Origin of the sequence: Bacillus cereus (assembly GCF_002561295.1) — a bacterium.
In the GTDB taxonomy this organism is placed as follows: domain Bacteria; phylum Bacillota; class Bacilli; order Bacillales; family Bacillaceae_G; genus Bacillus_A; species Bacillus_A cereus_S.
This window is the reverse complement of sequence record NZ_NTUG01000005.1, coordinates 130,613-148,926: the sequence shown is the minus strand read 5'-3', so window position 1 is coordinate 148,926 and position 18,314 is coordinate 130,613. Positions and strand designations below refer to the sequence as shown.

The window sequence follows — 18,314 nt, the reverse complement described above, 5'->3', positions numbered from 1 at the left end:
TCAACTTTTTTCTTGTTTACGTGTATATAAAAGATATTAGTGTTTCCCTTCTATCATCTCATAACCTTTTACAAATAATAAAGTCATATAAGAAATGATAAAGGAGAAAATGCTATACATGCCAACCCAAAAGAAAAAGGATGGAGGAAACGATATAACTCCTAATATAAGAAAAATAGCAAACGTTACAATTGGCATCACATAATACGTTCTCGTTTTGCGCGTTCCGATTACTGAAACAATGAAAATAAGTAATGGACAAATAAATAAGACGAAAATGAATTCACTCATGGTTATGTCCCCTTTTCTTAAGAAGGTTTCTTGTTAATGTTTCAAATAATTGTTCTCCTAATATAATTTCGGTACGTAATGAAAAAAACCTTTTCAAAATTAGTATATTGTAACAATTGAAAAAAGGAGAAACAACAAGCGCATAAACTTTTTTCGGTTATAAAAGGAACATCGCTACAACGGTCGTGACGATTAACCCAATTAGTACGGGTAAAAAATTTCGGCGTGCAAGTTCAAATGGATCTACTTTACAAATAGCTGCTGCTGGAATAAGGGCCCAAGGGATTAATGTTCCGCCTCCAGTCCATATTGCAGCGATTTGTCCGAGTGCCGTTAATGTAGCAGTTCCGTGTCCAAGTGCTGTTCCGAAAAGGTTTGCAATTGAACCAGCAAGGGAAATACCAGAAAAGCCAGATCCGTCTAAACCTGTAATAACACCAACACCGGTCAATGTAATGGCAGAGACATACTGATTAAGAGGGACTGTTTGGGATAAAGCAATACCTAAATCGTTAATGATTCCATGTGATCCTTTTGGCAAGTAATCGCCGATGATTTTGACAAAACCGCTATCTCCTAAGTAGAAAAGTGCGGCAATAGGGATGACAGGACCAAAAATTTTGAAGCCAAATTGGAGGCCTTCGATAAAATAATCAGTTGTTTTTTCAAGTCCATTTCCTTTATATGCAATAAGGGAGATAATGATAATCATGACAACTGTAGTACCGCCGATCAGTGCTGTTGCACCGCTACCTTGTAATTGAAATTGAATCATACAGAGAATATCAATCACATATACGATAGGGATACAAATTGCGAGCCATTTTTTGACTTGAGGAGTAAGCGAAATGAGGGAGTTAGATGATGTAGTTGACTCTACATGACTTGTAGGCAGTGAACCTGTTCGAAATTCTTTTCGTAATAAGAAAAAGGAGACGGTAGTTGTAACGATGCCCATGACAATAACGAGAGGAACGCTAGCAGAAACAACGCTGGAAACAGGAATCCCAGCAGCATCAGCAGTTAATTTGGGAGCGCCTTGAATAACGAAGTCCCCTGATAATGCAATTCCGTGTCCAAATAAATTCATAGCAATCGCCACACCGATTGGCGGGAGACCGACGCGGACGGCAACTGGTAATAAAATGGCTCCCATTAGTGCTACAGCGGGAGAGGGCCAAAAAAAGAAGGAAATGGTCATCATCAAAAGACCGATAATCCAGTAGGCGAGAGTTGGTGTACGAATCATTTTTGTAAATGGTGAAATCATTGTATCGTTTATTCCAGTGTGTACGAGTAAATTACTCATTGAAACAATAATAGAGATGATTAAAATCGTTGGTAGTAGTTCGGTAATGGCGTAAATAAAACTTTGAAAAATCCCGCTAACAGCAAGAGGAATGGAATGTGTTGCAGTTAGACCTAATAGAAAAATAAAAACGATGCAAATGATTGTTGTATCTTTTCGGAGAATAAAAAAGGTGATAATTGTAAGGAGACAAAGAATATAGAGGGCGTGCAGAAGTGTTAAGTCTACTCCCATTATGCTCACATCCTTTAGGCATTTGTGTAGTTTAGTGTATGAAGAGATTGGGAGTATGTGTGTATGTATGGGAAATTATTGATAGATAACGAATCTAAAACATAAAGAGTGCTACCTCGCTAAGAGATAGCACTCTTTATTATTTTACAGAATGAGTGTTTTGCATCTTTTTAATCAATCGAATTTGTCCACGATGACTCAGTTCATCTTCAAAGACATGAAACCATTTGAAATAGTTATTTGCTGGTTTATCGTGCCAAAACGGTGTCGTTTTATATAACCAATCATCCGGCAATGATTGAAATGTTGCGAGCGTTTTAGCACGAACTTCTTGTAACGTGTTTATATAGTAGTCTATAGGGTGGTTTTTAATATACTGACGTCCAAGGTCGCCCAATTCAATTCCGGGTAACCAGCGCTCTAATTCGGCATCTGTTGGCTCGCGATCTTCAAAAGTATGAATCTGGTAGTAAAATTCGACTGCAGCCATATGATATAAAAGCATGCCGATAGAGTTTGCATTTTCATCATACAAATAATCAAGTTCTTCCATTGATAAATCTTGTACAGCTTGCATCGTTGTATAACGGGCGTAATTCATCATAGAAACAAGTTTTGAAAACTCTGTAGTTAGTCCATTCATTTTATCGATTACAAAATTCAATAGAAATTCCTCCTAGTAAATAATCTTTTCAGAAAAAGATTTTCTCCATGTAGAAAGAAATTCCTGTTAGAGAAGAAGAAAAAATATTCAAGATAACAGATTATTCAATTACAATTAAATTGCGATCTGACTGTGTAATTACTTCATACCCATCTTTTGTAACGACAATATCATCTTCAATTCTACAACCGCCCCAGTTTGGAATGTAAATACCTGGCTCAACCGTTACAACCATTCCTTCTTGCAAAATAGCTGTACTTTCTTGTGATAATCGAAGTGGTTCATGAATTTCTAATCCAACGCCATGACCAGTAGAATGACCAAAATATTCACCGTAGCCGTGATCTGTAATGTAATTTCTTGTTACATCATCAATTGTTTTTGCAGATTCACCAGGCCGAATTGCTTCGATTCCGCGCTTTAACGCCTCCAATACAATCCCATATATCTTTTCAAATTCTTCGGAGTAACTTCCAATTGCAACAGTACGTGTTAAATCAGAGCAATATCCATTGTAGAGTGCACCGAAATCTAATGTAACCATATCTCCATGTTCAATTATTTTATTTGTAGCAACTCCATGTGGGAGAGAAGAGCGAACTCCGGAGGCGATGATAATATCAAATGAAGAAGATGAAGCTCCTTTTTTTCGCATAAAAAATTCTAATTCATCTCGAATATCAAACTCTGATACGCCAGGTTTTAGAAAGTTTGTTATATGCTGAAATGCTTCATCTGCGATACGAGCTGCAATTTTCATTGTTTCGATTTCAGTGTCTTCTTTAATAGTGCGGATTGTTTCTACTAGTTCGTTTACTTGTACAAGTTCGATGTTTGTATATTTTTTTAATGCGCTATATTGTTTTAAGGTCATATTATTTTCTTCTATGCCTAATTTTTGGATGTCTAATTTCGTTATTTGATTTGCAATTTCTTTTTCCATGTTTCCTTTATGCATAATGATGTCAGCTTCTTGTATCTGTGTTTTTGCTTGATCGACATAGCGGAAATCTGTAATGAATACCGCATTTGTAGCAGATAGTAAAATAACTCCAGCGCTTCCTGTAAATCCAGTTGCATACCTACGATTTTCCTTTTTTGTAATCAGTAGTCCATCGATTCCATACTGATCTAGTTGTGCTTGTATTTTTTTAATTCTTGAAGTCATATTGATTCCTCCCTTTCAACGTCTTATATAAAGCAATACTTGTGCCAATGTAATTTTCTTTGTATAAGAAACGATTCCTACCTAAACTGTCGAAAAATGAAAGAATATAACCTTTATTTGTGTCTATATTTTTTACACGAAATGTATAAAGCGTCAATTTTTTTATCACTCATATTGGTGTGATAGGGTAGGGGGGAGGCAGTGGAAAAGATAGAATACATAATTTTATAAAAAACAAAGCAATGATTATAAGTAATCATTGCTTTGTTTTTTGTTAATTTAAGCTTTTAATTTCATCACCGTATCAGCATCTGGTGTTACATACAATGTTTGTTGATTATCATATGTAACAAATCCAAGTTTTGCACCGCTCGGTTTTTTGACATGACGAATTTTTGTGAAATCTACAGGGACGGAACTAGAGGCCTTTGCCTTACTGTAATAAGCAGCAAGCTTAGCAGCTTCTAATAACGTTTCTTCAGTAGGTTCTAATGAGCGGATGACAACATGAGAACCAGGGATATCTTTCGTATGTAACCAAATTTCATCACGGCGTGCAAATTTCGTTGTTAAATAATCGTTTTGTTTATTATTTTTACCAACTAAAATCTCAGTTCCATCGCTGGCGATATATTTATCAAGCACTGGTTTTGTAGGTTTTTTCTTTGCATTTTTCGATTTGCGATTACGCATATAACCTTCTTCAGCTAATTCTTCGCGAATCTCTTCAATATCTTTTGAAGAAGCAGCTTCCATTTGTTGCAGTAGGCTATCGAAATAAAGGATCTCTTCATTTGTTTTTTCAATTTGTTCTTCTACAATTGCGACAGAATTTTTAGCTTTTTGATACTTTTGGAAATAACGTTGTGCGTTTTCTGACGGTGTTTTGAGTGGATCTAATGTGATTTTTACAGTCCCACCATTTTCATCGTAGTAGTTCACAACTTCAATTTCTTTGTCACCTTTTTTTAATGCATACATATTAGCCGTAAGAAGCTCTCCGGATAATTGGAATTTATCGGCTTTTCCTGCGTCTTGTAAAGTTTTCTCTAATTTTATTAATTTTTTTTCGTTTTTTGTTTTTTCGTTATACATAAATCGTTCTAAATCATGAGCTTGTTGTTTTACGCGGTCACGCTCTGCTTTACCGAAGAAGAAACGATCTAATAATTCACTCACAGATGAAAATGTTTTCCCATCTCCTTGTAGGTAAGAAAGGGGGAATAGATAAAAGAATTCTTTTTCGTTAGCGGTGATCATTGTAGGCTCATATTGATGCGCTCGCAATGGTTTTTGTAATGTGAAAAATGCATCTGATAATGCCTTTTCATTTACCATACCAGCTGTTTTTACAACTTCTTTTGCGAATAATGGAGAGATCCCCATAAATGCTCCTACAAGTTGTTTATCCATATTTCCTGTTAAAAAGTCTAGTGGCCTAATAAATTCGTCTTGTGTTTCAATCTGCAAGGGATTGATTTTATGCTGTGCAGGTGGTGCAACATATTCTGCTCCAGCGTATACAGTACGATGCCGATTTACGGCTAAAGAAACGTGCTTTAAGCTGTCTAAAATGATATTCGTTTTCGCGTCTACTAAAATAATATTACTGTGACGACCCATAATTTCAACGACTAATATTTTTAACGATTCATCTCCAATTTCGTTACGGCTTCGAACGGTAATTTGAATGATACGTTCTAAATCGACTTGTTCAATTTTTTCAATAAATCCTCCCTCTAGATGTTTACGAAGAAGCATACAGAACATTGGAGGTAACGCAGGTGAATCATAACTTTGATTTGTAAGATGAATACGTGCGTATGTAGGGTGCGCAGACAAAATTAATTTTTGATTTTTTCCGTTTGCTCGAATATGTAACAAAATCTCATATTTTGAAGGTTGATATATTTTCGAAATTCTTCCTGTTTGAAGAGAATTTGTAATTTCATGTGTAATGGCCCTTGTAAATAATCCATCGAATGCCATGATGAACACTCCTTTCTAACTAAATGTTAATTATAGCATTTTTTCGGACGGGACTGAATAAGCTTTCATTAGAGCATGTCTGCAATCAGGAGGTCGATAGCGAGATGAATTGGTATGAAATGCGTGCAAATGAAGTGGAAGAAAGAACGAATACGAATGTGAAAGTAGGGCTTTCGGAGCAAGAAGCGGAAGGGCGCTTAAAGAAGCTGGGGTCAAATGAATTACAAGAAGCAAAGCGGCCTTCTGCAATCGTTGTATTCTTGGCACAATTTAAAGATTTTATGGTACTTGTTTTATTTGGTGCAACGATTATTTCAGCATTTTTAGGAGAGTACATTGATGCCATTGCGATTGTAGCGATTGTGATTATTAATGGAATTCTTGGTTTTTTTCAGGAGCGAAAAGCAGAAAAATCACTTGAAGCATTAAAGGAACTAGCCGCCCCACAAGTAACGGTTTTGCGAAATGGAAGTTGGATAAAGGCACCATCAAAAGCGATTGTTCTTGGGGATGTTATTAAATTTTCTAGTGGGGATCGTATTGGAGCTGATATTCGCCTTATTGAAGCATCTAGTTTATACATTGAAGAGTCAGCGTTAACTGGGGAGTCTGTACCTGTTCAAAAGAAAGTGGAGGCTTTGAAAGGCCAAGATGTAGCGATTGGTGATCAAAAAAACATGGCGTTTATGGGGACAATGATTACGAGAGGTTCTGGGGTCGGTGTAGTAGTAGCAACAGGAATGAACACGGCCATGGGACAGATTGCGAATATGTTACAAAATGCGGAGCAAATGGAAACACCGTTACAAAGAAGGCTAGAACAACTTGGAAAGATTTTAATTATTGTTGCGCTTATTTTAACCGCACTTGTTGTACTAGCTGGAGTGTATCAAGGAAATGAAGTGTATCATATGTTCTTAGCGGGTGTGTCACTTGCTGTCGCCGCAATTCCAGAAGGATTACCAGCGATTGTAACTGTCGCATTATCGCTTGGTGTACAGCGCATGATTAAAAAAAGAGCGATTGTACGAAAATTGCCAGCCGTAGAAACTTTAGGGTGTGCCTCTGTTATTTGTTCGGACAAAACAGGAACGATGACGCAAAATAAGATGATGGTTACACATATGTGGTCAGGTGGCGAAACGTGGCATGTAACAGGGCAAGGATATGAGCCTACTGGATCGTTTATGAAAGATGAACAGAAGATTAATCCGGCATCAACTAGGTCGTTATATCAATTATTAACATTTGGATGTCTATGTAATAACGCTAACATTGTAAAAAAGAAAAAAACGTATGTTTTAGATGGTGATCCGACAGAAGGTGCGCTCGTTGCAGCAGCGATGAAAGCAGGGATATCACGTGAGGCTTTAAAAGAAAAGTTTGAAATTATTCATGAGTTCCCTTTTGATTCAGTGCGTAAAATGATGAGTGTAATCGTTCGGGATCGTGACGGTAAAAAATTTGTAGTCACAAAAGGAGCACCTGATGTTCTTTTACAAATGAGTCAAACGATTTTGTGGGGAAATAAACAGCAACCTTTAAGTGAACTATATCGTAAAGAAGTGCAGGCAGCTATTCATAATCTTGGTAGCCAGGCGCTCAGAACAATTGCAGTAGCGTTTAAGCCGTTAAAAGTAACAGATTCAATTGAACATGAACGTGAAATTGAAAAGGATTTTATGCTTGTTGGAATACAAGGAATGATAGATCCGCCAAGACCAGAAGTAAAACAGGCTGTAAAAGAGTGTAAAGAGGCTGGTATTAAAACAGTAATGATTACAGGAGATCATAAAGTGACAGCGATGGCTATTGCAGAACAACTAGGGATTTTACCACCAAATGGTCGCGTTGTAGAGGGGCAAGAGTTAGCTAATATGTCTGTAGACGAATTAGAAGATATTGTGGAAGATACTTATGTGTTTGCACGTGTATCACCGGAACATAAATTAAAAATTGTAAAAGCTCTTCAAAATAAAGATCATATTGTCGCAATGACAGGTGACGGAGTAAATGATGCTCCAGCGATAAAAACAGCTGATATAGGAATAGCGATGGGGATTACGGGAACGGATGTAGCCAAGGAAGCTTCGTCTCTTGTATTGCTAGATGATAATTTTGCTACAATTAAATCGGCCATTAAAGAAGGTAGAAACATATATGAAAACATTCGAAAATTCATTCGTTATTTATTAGCGTCAAATGTGGGAGAAATTTTAGTAATGTTATTTGCAATGATGCTTGCGCTGCCGCTTCCGATGGTTCCGATTCAGATTTTATGGGTGAATTTAGTGACGGATGGTTTACCAGCAATGGCGCTTGGGTTAGACAAAGCTGAGGGAGACGTGATGCGTAGAAATCCACGGCATCCGAAAGAAGGGGTATTTGCAAGAGGGCTTGCTTGGAAAATTGTAAGCCGAGGATTTTTAATTGGTATTGTAACTTTACTTGCATTTATTATTGCCTTTAATCAGCATCCAAATGAATTAAAGTATGCGCAAACAGTTGCTTTCGCCACACTCGTTTTAGCGCAGCTTATTCATGTATTTGACTGCCGAAGTGAACATTCTATATTCCATCGTAATCCTTTCGGGAATATGTATTTGGTTGGAGCAGTTATTATTTCGGTGTTATTAATGCTTGTCGTTATTTACTATCCACCACTTCAGCCGATTTTTAGTACGATGCCAATTCAAGCGAGAGACTGGTTATTAATCGTCGGATTATCATCTATTCCAACATTTTTATTAGTCGGATCTTTATTGACTGGGAAAAAGGCTAAAAAGAAGCCTGTATTGTATAAGAAAGGGCTAAACTTGAAATAGTCAATGGTGTGAAAATGTGATATAATTTACAGAAGGTAGTAGAGTTAAAGCTCTATTACCTTTTTCATTGAGTTATTTCATGCCGTGGATGTGATAAAGATGATTTCTAGTATGACAGGATTTGGACGAGCGAAGGTGGAAAACGACGCTTTTCAAATTACAGTAGAAATGAAGTCGGTGAACCATCGCTTTTTAGAGATGAATATTCGACTTCCGAAACAAATGATGGTTTTTGAAGATAAAATTCGTAAGTTAATTGCAGAACAAGTTCGCCGTGGACGTATTGAAGTGTCCATTATTGTTACAGGAGAAGGACTTGTTGAAAGAAAGTTAAGTGTGAATTGGTCACTTCTTGAGCAGTATAAATCCATTATGAAAGACGTGAAAACAAAATTTCAATTACAAGATTCCATTACACTTCAACAATTAATGGCAATGCCAGAAGTAACTGAGATTGAAGAAACGGAAAATGTAAATGAACAATTTGAGCAAAATTTATATGAAGCTGTTCGCCAAGCTGCTCATACATTAAAAACGATGAGAGATGGCGAAGGAGAACGATTACATAAAGATATAGCATATCGTTTGCAAGAAATCCACAATTGTGTGAATGCGATTATCCCGCACGCCCCAATTGTCATTCAAAGATATCGTGAACGATTAGAAAATCGCTTAAAAGAATTACATAATCAGGAGTTAGATGAACAAAGGTTGCTGACAGAAGTAGCGATGTTTGCCGAGCGCTGTGACATTCATGAAGAATTGGTTCGTTTGCAAAGTCACTTGGATCAATTTCAAGAAGCACTTGAGATTGCAGAGCCTGTTGGAAGGAAAATGGACTTTATCGTACAGGAGATGCATCGTGAAATTAATACAATTGGTTCTAAGGCAAACGACTTAACAATTTCAAAATATGTTGTAGAAATGAAAAATAACCTTGAAAAAATTCGTGAACAGGTACAAAATATTGAGTAGCTGTCAAAAAATATATAAAGTTATACGTGGTGGAGAAATCGGATAGACTTACTAGGAGGCGCAAACTATGGCCATGCGGTTTTTAAACATTGGATATGGAAATATCGTATCTGCTCATCGAATTATTGCAATTGTAAGTCCGGAGTCAGCTCCTATTAAACGAACAGTGCAGGAAGCGCGTGAACATAACGTGTTACTTGATGCTACGTATGGGAGAAAAACAAGGGCGGTTATTGTTATGGATGATGGGCATATTGTATTAAGTCCAATTCAGCCAGAGACGATTGCACATCGTTTAAATAATAAAGAAGATTTAAGTGAGGAAGGGTAGGTTTTACATATTTATGAGAAGTAGAAGAGGGTTGCTCATCGTTCTGTCAGGACCTTCTGGCGTTGGGAAAGGGACAGTTCGTAAAGAATTGTTCAGCCATGAAGATACACAATTTCAATACTCTATTTCAGTAACAACACGTAAACCACGTGAAGGTGAAGTGGATGGTGTGGATTATTTCTTTAAAGAAAGAGAAGAATTTGAAGAAATGATTCAGAACGAAAAGCTGCTTGAGTGGGCAGAGTTCGTTGGGAATTACTACGGAACACCGATTGATTATGTTGAAAAGACGTTACAAGAAGGAAAAGATGTGTTCTTAGAAATTGAAGTGCAAGGAGCAATTCAAGTAAAGAAAGCTTTCCCGGAAGGTGTATTCATTTTCTTAGCTCCTCCAAGTTTATCAGAACTAAAGAACCGAATTGTTGGTCGAGGTACTGAGACTGATGATGTTATTGAAAATCGTCTAACTGTAGCAAAAGAAGAAATCGAAATGATGGATGCTTATGACTACGTAGTAGAAAATGATCGAGTAGAACTTGCTTGTGACCGCATTAAAGCTATTGTAGTTGGTGAACATTGTCGCCGCGAAAGAGTAGCAAAATATTATAAAGAAATGACGGAGGGTATTTAATATGTTAAATCCATCAATTGATTCATTACTAAAAAAAATCGATTCTAAATATACACTAGTAACGGTAGCTGCAAAACGCGCACGTGAAATGCAAATAGCTAACAACTGCGCGATTGAAAAACCTGTTTCTCATAAATGTGTAGGCAAAGCATTGGAAGAAATTGATGCGGAATCGTTAAATTATGTACCAAGCGAAGAGAAAGTGTCTGAGTAAGGCATTCTCTTCGACAAATGAAAACATAGACTTTATACTTTTCTATGTAACGGTAACAACCTATTTACAAGTAGGTTGTTATTTTTTTACGATAGAGCGCTACAAGGAAATAGATTTTAATTTGTGAAATACTAGCACTGACGAGCTGGAATGAATACATTCCAGCAGAATAAGTTTGAAAAAGAAAGAGGACGAGTCATATGCTAAAAGAGAAAAAGATACTTCTATGTGTAACAGGAGGCATTGCTGTTTTTAAAGCGGCCGCGTTAACAAGCAAATTAACACAAGCAGGAGCACTTGTAAAAGTAATGATGAGTGAATCAGCGACGAAATTTGTTACACCTCTTACATTTCAAGCGCTTTCTCGCCATGATGTATATACGGATACGTTTGATGAAAAAGATTCTGCAGTTATTGCTCATATTGATTTAGCAGATTGGGCGGACGTAGTACTTGTTGCTCCAGCGACAGCGAACTGCATCGGGAAACTAGCAAATGGTATTGCTGATGATATGATTACAACAACATTGTTAGCTACTACAGCACCGGTGTGGATTGCACCTGCTATGAATGTGCATATGTATGAAAATAAAATTGTTCAAAAAAATATGATGACGTTAAAATCGTTGGGATATACATTTATTGAGCCTGGGGAAGGTTTTTTAGCATGTGGATATGTTGCGAAAGGTCGATTGGAAGAACCGGAAGCAATTATCGCTCGATTGCAAGAAGCTTTTTCAGAACATAAACCATTAAAAGGGAAGAAGATTTTAGTAACAGCTGGTCCGACTCGTGAAAAAATTGATCCCGTACGTTTTATGACGAATTTTTCATCAGGAAAAATGGGTTATGCGCTAGCGGAAGTTGCGGCGGACTTAGGTGCGGATGTCATTCTTGTTTCAGGTCCAACTGCAATCACACCGCCTTTCAATGTAACAACAGTGCAAGTAGAATCTGCTCAAGAAATGTTAGAAGCTGTCATGCAGCATTATGGATCTCTGGACGTTGTGATTAAAACAGCTGCAGTAGCAGATTATCGCCCGAAAATTGTGCATGATCAGAAGATGAAAAAGAAAAGTGGCGATGCGGTTATTGCGTTAGAAAGAACAACCGATATTTTGAAAACACTGGGTGAGAAAAAAGAACAGCAGGTACTTGTTGGTTTCGCTGCTGAAACGACAAATGTTGAAGAATATGCAACGAAAAAATTGCGTGAAAAAAACGCGGATATGATTGTTGCAAATGATGTGAAAGCACAAGGCGCCGGGTTTGGTACAGATACGAATATTGTAACAATGTATAGAAAAGATGGAGAAATTATTCGACTGCCTCTCTTAACAAAGAAAGAAGTTGCACGTGAAATCTTAGTGCAAATTGAGGCGATGTTAGAAGAGGACCATGTATGAGATTTGCCAGTGTAATCGTTGATGTACCGGCACGTCAAACAGATCGTCCGTTTGATTATATTATCCCAAATAAATGGGAAGATATTGTACAAACAGGTATGCGTGTAGTTGTTCCGTTTGGTCCGCGAAAATTACAAGGTTTTATTATTGAAATAAAAGATTCAGTCGATGTGGAAAGTAAGAAGTTAAAAGCATTACATGAAATATTAGATGTTACGCCAGTTTTAAATGAGGAATTGTTAAAACTGGGGTTTTGGCTTTCAGATGAAACGTTATGCTATATGATTTCAGCTTTTCAAGTTATGCTTCCAACCGCGATCAAAGCAACATATAAAAAGCGATTACAGCTTCATAAACCAGAAGAAGTAGCACCTGAAATTTGTAATTGGTTTCAAGGAAAAGAATCGATAGATTGGGAAGAAATTGTTACACACCCGCATATGTATCGCATGGCCCAAAAAGAGATAACAAAAGGCACCATTGAAGTGATCTATCAAGTAAAAGATAAAGTGCAAAAGAAGAAACAAAGAATAGTTCAGCCAGAATTACCGCAGGAACAATTAGAGTCAGCGGCATTTGAGCTGAAAAGTAAAAAGCAACAAGATGTACTGTATTACTTTGTAGAGCATTATCACAGTGTGCCCCTAAAAACATTAACCGAAGAACTACAAATGACAGATGCCCCGGTAAAATCCCTTGTAAAAAAAGGATTGCTTGTAGAGAAGTATGTTGAAATATATCGTAATCCATATGACGATGAAGCTTTTGAACAGACAAAGCCATTTCCACTTACAGATGAACAAAAACAAGTGATTACACCTATTTTGTCATCTATTGAAAATGAAACGTATAATCCATTTTTGCTATATGGTGTTACAGGAAGCGGTAAAACAGAAGTGTATTTACAATCCATTGCAGCGGCATTACAAAAAGGGAAAGAAGCCATTGTACTCGTTCCAGAAATCGCTTTAACACCGCAAATGGTGGACCGTTTTAAAGGAAGGTTTGGCTCGCAAGTTGCGGTTCTTCATAGTGCACTTTCTGTTGGGGAAAAATATGATGAATGGCGAAAAATTTTACGAAAAGAAGTAAAGGTTGTTGTTGGGGCACGCTCAGCTGTTTTTGCGCCATTTGAAAACCTAGGAATTATTATTATTGATGAAGAGCATGAATCGAGTTATAAGCAAGAAGATAATCCAAGGTATCATGCTAGAGATGTAGCAGTTTGGAGAGGGCAATATCATAAATGTCCAATTGTACTTGGTAGTGCAACGCCAACACTAGAATCATTTGCTAGAGCGAAGAAGGGTGTTTATCAGTTACTAACAATGCAAAAGCGTATGAATGAACAAGCGCTGCCGACAGTAGAAATTGTTGATATGCGTGAAGAACTGCGTGATGGGAATCGTTCTATGATTTCTAAGTTACTTCATGAGAAAATAGCGGATCGATTAGAAAAGAAAGAACAAATGGTTCTTTTTTTAAATCGAAGAGGCCATTCAACGTTTGTCATGTGTCGTGATTGTGGTTATGTTGTACAATGCCCTCATTGTGATATATCACTCACTTATCATAAAATGAATCATCGCTTAAAATGTCACTATTGTAGTTATGAAGAAAGTATGCCAACTGCCTGCCCTGCTTGTAATAGTTCGTACATTCGTTTTTTTGGTACAGGAACGCAAAAGGTAGAAGAAGAAATCACGAAATTATTTCCAGAGGCGCGGGTTATCCGTATGGATGTTGATACGACGAGTCGCAAAGGAATGCACGAAAAACTATTAAAGGCTTTTGGAGAAGAGAAAGCGGATATCTTACTTGGTACACAAATGATTGCTAAAGGGCTCGATTTTCCAAAGGTTACACTTGTGGGAGTTTTAACAGCGGATACGATGCTACATTTACCAGATTTTAGGGCGAGTGAAAAAACGTATCAGTTATTGACACAGGTGAGCGGGCGAGCAGGACGACATGAATTACCGGGAGAAGTAGTCATTCAAACGTATACGCCGGAACACTACAGTATAGAATTAGCAAAGAATCAGCAGTATGATGTATTTTTCGATCAAGAAATGCAAATGAGAAAAATGAGGCAATATCCACCGTACTACTATGTCACCCTTGTCACCGTTTCGCATCCAGAATTATTGAAAGCAGTACAAGTAACGGAAAAAATTGTCGGTTATTTACGAACGCATTGTTCACAGCAAACGATGGTGCTAGGGCCGGTTGCATCAGCAATTCCAAGGATAAAAGATAGATATCGATACCAATGCATGATAAAATACAAGCGGGAACCAAACTTAAAGTACGTGCTCAAAATGGTAAATGAACATTATCAGGCAGAAATGCAAAAAGATTTGCAGATCTCAATCGACTTTAATCCAACAATGTTAATGTAGCGGAGGAAAATATGTCAGTTTTAGAAATTGTAAAGCACCCAAATCAAGTGCTAGAAACCCCATGTGAACGGGTAATGAACTTTGATAAAAAGTTAGTGAATTTGTTAAAAGATATGCACGAAACAATGTTAGTTGCAGATGGAGTCGGTTTAGCAGCGCCACAAGTCGGCGTAAGCCTGCAAGTAGCAGTTGTTGATATTGGCGACGATACGGGAAAAATCGAACTCATTAATCCAGTTATTTTAGAAAAACGTGGTGAACAAGTGGGTCCCGAAGGGTGCCTAAGCTTTCCTGGACTTTATGGTGAAGTGGAGCGTGCAGAGTATATTAAAGTACGTGCGCAAAATCGTCGTGGTAAAATCTTTTTATTAGAAGCAGATGATTTCCTAGCACGTGCAATTCAACATGAAATCGATCATTTACACGGTGTGTTATTCACGTCAAAAGTGACGAGATATTATGAGGAAAATGAATTAGAAGAGATGTAAAAGGAGCGGTTTTTGAATGATAAAAGTAGTGTTTATGGGAACACCGGACTTTTCTGTACCGGTGCTTCGTCGTCTTATTGAAGATGGATATGACGTAATAGGTGTTGTAACGCAACCCGATCGCCCAGTAGGAAGAAAAAAGGTTATGACACCAACACCTGTTAAGGTTGAAGCGGAAAAACACGGTATCCCGGTACTGCAACCGTTAAAAATTCGTGAAAAAGACGAGTATGAAAAGGTGCTCGCATTAGAACCGGATTTAATTGTAACAGCTGCGTTCGGACAAATCGTACCGAACGAAATTTTAGAGGCACCGAAGTACGGATGTATTAATGTTCATGCTTCCTTACTTCCAGAACTTCGCGGTGGCGCACCTATTCATTATTCCATCATGCAAGGGAAAGAAAAGACAGGTATTACAATTATGTATATGGTGGAAAAGTTAGATGCTGGTGACATTTTAACGCAAGTGGAAGTGGAAATTGAAGAACGAGAAACAACTGGTTCGTTATTTGATAAATTAAGTGAAGCGGGAGCTCACTTATTATCGAAAACAGTACCTTTATTAGTACAAGGGAAATTAGAGCCGATAAAACAAAATGAAGCTGAAGTAACATTTGCGTATAATATTAAGCGTGAACAAGAAAAAATCGATTGGACGAAAACTGGAGAAGAAGTGTACAATCACATTCGTGGTTTAAATCCGTGGCCAGTTGCTTATACGACTTTAGCAGGACAAGTTGTAAAAGTATGGTGGGGCGAAAAAGTTCCTGTAACTATGCAGGCTGAAGCGGGTTCTATTGTAGTGATTGAAGAGGATGGTTTTGTTGTGGCAACAGGGAATGAAACGGGTGTTAAAATTACTGAACTGCAACCATCTGGTAAAAAACGTATGAGCTGTTCACAATTTTTACGTGGAACAAAACCTGAAATTGGGACAAAGTTAGGAGAAGACGCATGAGACAAAATGTTCGTGAGTTAGCTCTTGATGGCTTAATGCAAGTAGAAAAAAGCGGTGCTTATAGCAATTTGCTTTTAAATAATTTAATTGAAAAAAGTGAAATCGATCGAAAAGATATCGGCTTGTTAACGGAAATTGTGTATGGTACAATTCAGCGTCGTGATACGCTGGATTATTATTTACAACCATTTCTGAAAAAAAAGGTTGAAGCGTGGGTAAAAGTTTTACTCCGTTTATCTTTATATCAAATGATATACCTAGATCGTGTTCCAGAAAGAGCGGTAATCCATGAAGCGGTTGAAATTGCAAAGCGTCGTGGGCATAAAGGGATTGCTGGAATGGTGAATGGGGTGCTGCGTTCTATTCAGCGTGAAGGTGTCCCATCTGTAGAAGAAATACAAGATCCAGTAAAACGTCTTGCTGTTGCGATGAGTCATCCAGAGTGGCTTGTACAAGAATGGGTGTCAGCATATGGGTTAGAAACAGCGCAAAAAATGTGTGAAGTAAACATGCTTCCACCTGTTTCGGCAGCACGTGTGAATGTCGATAAAGCAACGGTAGAAGAAGCGATTTCCTTGTTGGAAAATGAGGGGATACAAGCTAAATATGGTGATTTATCAGAAGATGCTATTCAAATTGAAAAAGGAAATGTGGCCCATACAGAAGCATTCCAAAAAGGTTTCCTTTCTATTCAAGATGAAAGCTCTATGCTTGTTGCACGTGCTCTAGCACCAGCAGAAGGAGATAAGGTTTTAGATAGCTGCGCGGCACCTGGCGGAAAAACAACGCATATTGCAGAGCGCTTAAAGGGAACTGGGCAGGTGATGTCACTTGATTTGCATCCACATAAAGTTCGCTTAATTCAGCAACAAGCGAAGCGTCTTGGTTTAGAAAATGTTGAAACGAAGGCACTTGATGCTAGAAAAGTTGAAGAACATTTTGCAAACGAAAGTTTTGATAAAATATTAGTAGATGCACCTTGCTCTGGGTTTGGTGTAATTAGACGTAAACCTGATATTAAATTAGGTAAAGAAAAAGGCGATAGTGAGAGATTGTCGACAATTCAGTTATCGATACTAGAAAAAGTAGCCCCGTTGTTAAAAACAGGCGGTCGCCTTGTTTATAGTACATGTACAATTGAAAAAATAGAAAATGAACAAGTGATAGAGCAATTTTTACAAGAGCATCCTGAATTTGAATGGGATACTACTATGAAAGGGCGTATGCCAGAAAAATTGCATCCTTATATAAATGAAGGACAAGTGCAAATTTTACCGCATTATTTTGCAACAGATGGCTTTTATATTGCTTGTTTAAGGAAGAAGGTGTAGCATCATGGAAACGACTGTAAGAAAACAAAAGAAAAATCTTGAAACGAAAAAACCATCTATTTACTCTTTACAACTTCATGAAATGCAAGAGTGGTTAAAGGAACAAGGAGAACCGAAATTCCGTGCAGGTCAAATTTTTGATTGGCTATATAAAAAACGTGTGAAAAATTATGAGGATATGACAAACCTTTCCAAAGGATTGCGTGATAAATTGTCGAATTCCTTTGATATAACTACGTTGAATACGTTAGTAAAACAAACATCTTCTGATGGAACAATTAAATTCTTATTCCAATTATATGATGGTTATTCGATTGAAACAGTATTAATGCGACATGAATATGGAAATTCCATTTGTGTAACAACGCAGGTTGGGTGTCGTATTGGCTGTACGTTTTGTGCATCTACACTAGGTGGTTTAAAACGAAACCTAGAGGCTGGGGAAATTGTAGCACAAGTAGTTGAGGTTCAACGTGCTCTTGATGAGACAGAAGAACGCGTAAGTTCTCTTGTTGTAATGGGTATTGGAGAACCGTTTGATAATTACGATAATTTAATGGCATTTCTACGCATTGTAAATCATGAAAAAGGAATTCACATTGGCGCGCGTCATATGACGGTTTCAACAAGTGGGATTATTCCAAAAATCTATAAGTTCGCTGAAGAAGATATGCAAATTAACTTTGCGATTTCATTGCATGCTCCAAATACAGAATTACGTTCAAAATTAATGCCAATTAACCGTGCTTATAAGCTGCCAGATTTAATGGAAGCTATTAAATATTATGTAAATAGAACGGGACGTCGTATTACATTTGAATATGGTTTATTTGGAGGAGAAAATGACCAAGTTGAGCACGCTGAAGAACTTGCTCAACTATTAAAAGGTGTAAAATGTCATGTGAACTTAATTCCGGTAAACTACGTACCAGAGCGCGATTATGTAAGAACGCCACGTGAGCAAATTTTCTTATTTGAAAAAACGCTAAAAGATCGTGGAGTGAATGTAACAATTCGCCGTGAACAAGGTCATGATATTGATGCTGCCTGCGGTCAGTTGCGTGCAAAGGAGCGCAAAGAAGAGACGAGGTGACA

The 18,314-nt window shown here is 37.5% G+C and carries 16 protein-coding genes; 11 read left to right on the top strand and 5 right to left on the bottom strand.

What is annotated here, in order from left to right:
- Window positions 1-36 precede the first annotated feature (36 nt).
- The 5 genes from CN373_RS04175 to CN373_RS04155 all read right to left on the bottom strand — a co-directional run bounded on the left by CN373_RS04175 (window position 37) and on the right by CN373_RS04155 (window position 5,655).
- Window positions 37-291: a YbeF family protein gene (locus CN373_RS04175; RefSeq protein ID WP_098358874.1), complete on the bottom strand. Its 255-nt coding sequence runs from the start codon at window positions 289-291 to the stop codon at window positions 37-39.
- A gap of 157 nt (window positions 292-448) precedes the next feature.
- Window positions 449-1,834 carry a hypothetical protein gene (locus CN373_RS04170; protein WP_098358873.1) on the bottom strand — a complete coding sequence of 462 codons (1,386 nt, stop codon included), beginning with the start codon at window positions 1,832-1,834 and terminating at the stop codon, window positions 449-451.
- A 139-nt stretch (window positions 1,835-1,973) separates the two neighbouring features.
- Entirely contained in the window at window positions 1,974-2,498 is a 525-nt protein-coding gene (locus tag CN373_RS04165) for a DinB family protein (protein WP_098358872.1), read from the bottom strand.
- A 100-nt stretch (window positions 2,499-2,598) separates the two neighbouring features.
- Window positions 2,599-3,666, bottom strand: a complete 1,068-nt coding sequence (locus CN373_RS04160) for a M24 family metallopeptidase (protein WP_098358871.1) — start codon at window positions 3,664-3,666, stop codon at window positions 2,599-2,601.
- Between the two features lie 279 nt (window positions 3,667-3,945).
- Window positions 3,946-5,655 carry an Rqc2 family fibronectin-binding protein gene (locus CN373_RS04155; protein ID WP_098358870.1) on the bottom strand — a complete coding sequence of 570 codons (1,710 nt, stop codon included), beginning with the start codon at window positions 5,653-5,655 and terminating at the stop codon, window positions 3,946-3,948.
- A 104-nt stretch (window positions 5,656-5,759) separates the two neighbouring features.
- On the opposite strand from CN373_RS04155, the gene CN373_RS04150 reads away from it, so the two are divergent.
- The 11 genes from CN373_RS04150 to rlmN all read left to right on the top strand — a co-directional run bounded on the left by CN373_RS04150 (window position 5,760) and on the right by rlmN (window position 18,312).
- The gene (locus tag CN373_RS04150; protein ID WP_001104739.1) at window positions 5,760-8,480 is read left to right on the top strand and encodes a calcium-translocating P-type ATPase, SERCA-type; all 2,721 of its coding nucleotides are present in this window, start codon (window positions 5,760-5,762) and stop codon (window positions 8,478-8,480) included.
- 99 nt (window positions 8,481-8,579) lie between these two features.
- Complete coding sequence (locus tag CN373_RS04145) at window positions 8,580-9,455, top strand: YicC/YloC family endoribonuclease (protein WP_000625862.1); 876 nt, start codon at window positions 8,580-8,582, stop codon at window positions 9,453-9,455.
- Window positions 9,456-9,522: 67 nt separating this feature from the next.
- A complete protein-coding gene (remA, locus tag CN373_RS04140; RefSeq protein ID WP_001251459.1) occupies window positions 9,523-9,786 on the top strand; it encodes an extracellular matrix/biofilm regulator RemA in 264 nt (87 codons plus the stop codon).
- Window positions 9,787-9,799: 13 nt separating this feature from the next.
- Window positions 9,800-10,417, top strand: coding sequence for a guanylate kinase (gene gmk / locus CN373_RS04135; RefSeq protein WP_001257737.1), 618 nt, complete (start codon window positions 9,800-9,802; stop codon window positions 10,415-10,417).
- A 1-nt stretch (window position 10,418) separates the two neighbouring features.
- The gene (gene rpoZ / locus CN373_RS04130; RefSeq protein WP_000933959.1) at window positions 10,419-10,631 is read left to right on the top strand and encodes a DNA-directed RNA polymerase subunit omega; all 213 of its coding nucleotides are present in this window, start codon (window positions 10,419-10,421) and stop codon (window positions 10,629-10,631) included.
- A gap of 200 nt (window positions 10,632-10,831) precedes the next feature.
- A complete protein-coding gene (coaBC, locus tag CN373_RS04125) occupies window positions 10,832-12,037 on the top strand; it encodes a bifunctional phosphopantothenoylcysteine decarboxylase/phosphopantothenate--cysteine ligase CoaBC (RefSeq protein ID WP_000910588.1) in 1,206 nt (401 codons plus the stop codon).
- Window positions 12,034-14,439, top strand: coding sequence for a primosomal protein N' (gene priA, locus CN373_RS04120; RefSeq protein WP_098358869.1), 2,406 nt, complete (start codon window positions 12,034-12,036; stop codon window positions 14,437-14,439). Before coaBC ends, priA begins: the two co-directional genes overlap by 4 nt.
- An 11-nt stretch (window positions 14,440-14,450) precedes the next feature.
- Window positions 14,451-14,927, top strand: a complete 477-nt coding sequence (def, locus tag CN373_RS04115) for a peptide deformylase (protein WP_098358868.1) — start codon at window positions 14,451-14,453, stop codon at window positions 14,925-14,927.
- A gap of 16 nt (window positions 14,928-14,943) precedes the next feature.
- A complete protein-coding gene (fmt, locus tag CN373_RS04110) occupies window positions 14,944-15,888 on the top strand; it encodes a methionyl-tRNA formyltransferase (protein WP_000598795.1) in 945 nt (314 codons plus the stop codon).
- Window positions 15,885-17,219: a 16S rRNA (cytosine(967)-C(5))-methyltransferase RsmB gene (rsmB, locus tag CN373_RS04105; RefSeq protein ID WP_001249691.1), complete on the top strand. Its 1,335-nt coding sequence runs from the start codon at window positions 15,885-15,887 to the stop codon at window positions 17,217-17,219. Before fmt ends, rsmB begins: the two co-directional genes overlap by 4 nt.
- A 4-nt stretch (window positions 17,220-17,223) precedes the next feature.
- Window positions 17,224-18,312: a 23S rRNA (adenine(2503)-C(2))-methyltransferase RlmN gene (gene rlmN / locus CN373_RS04100; protein WP_000450545.1), complete on the top strand. Its 1,089-nt coding sequence runs from the start codon at window positions 17,224-17,226 to the stop codon at window positions 18,310-18,312.
- The last annotated feature ends 2 nt before the right edge of the window (window positions 18,313-18,314 follow it).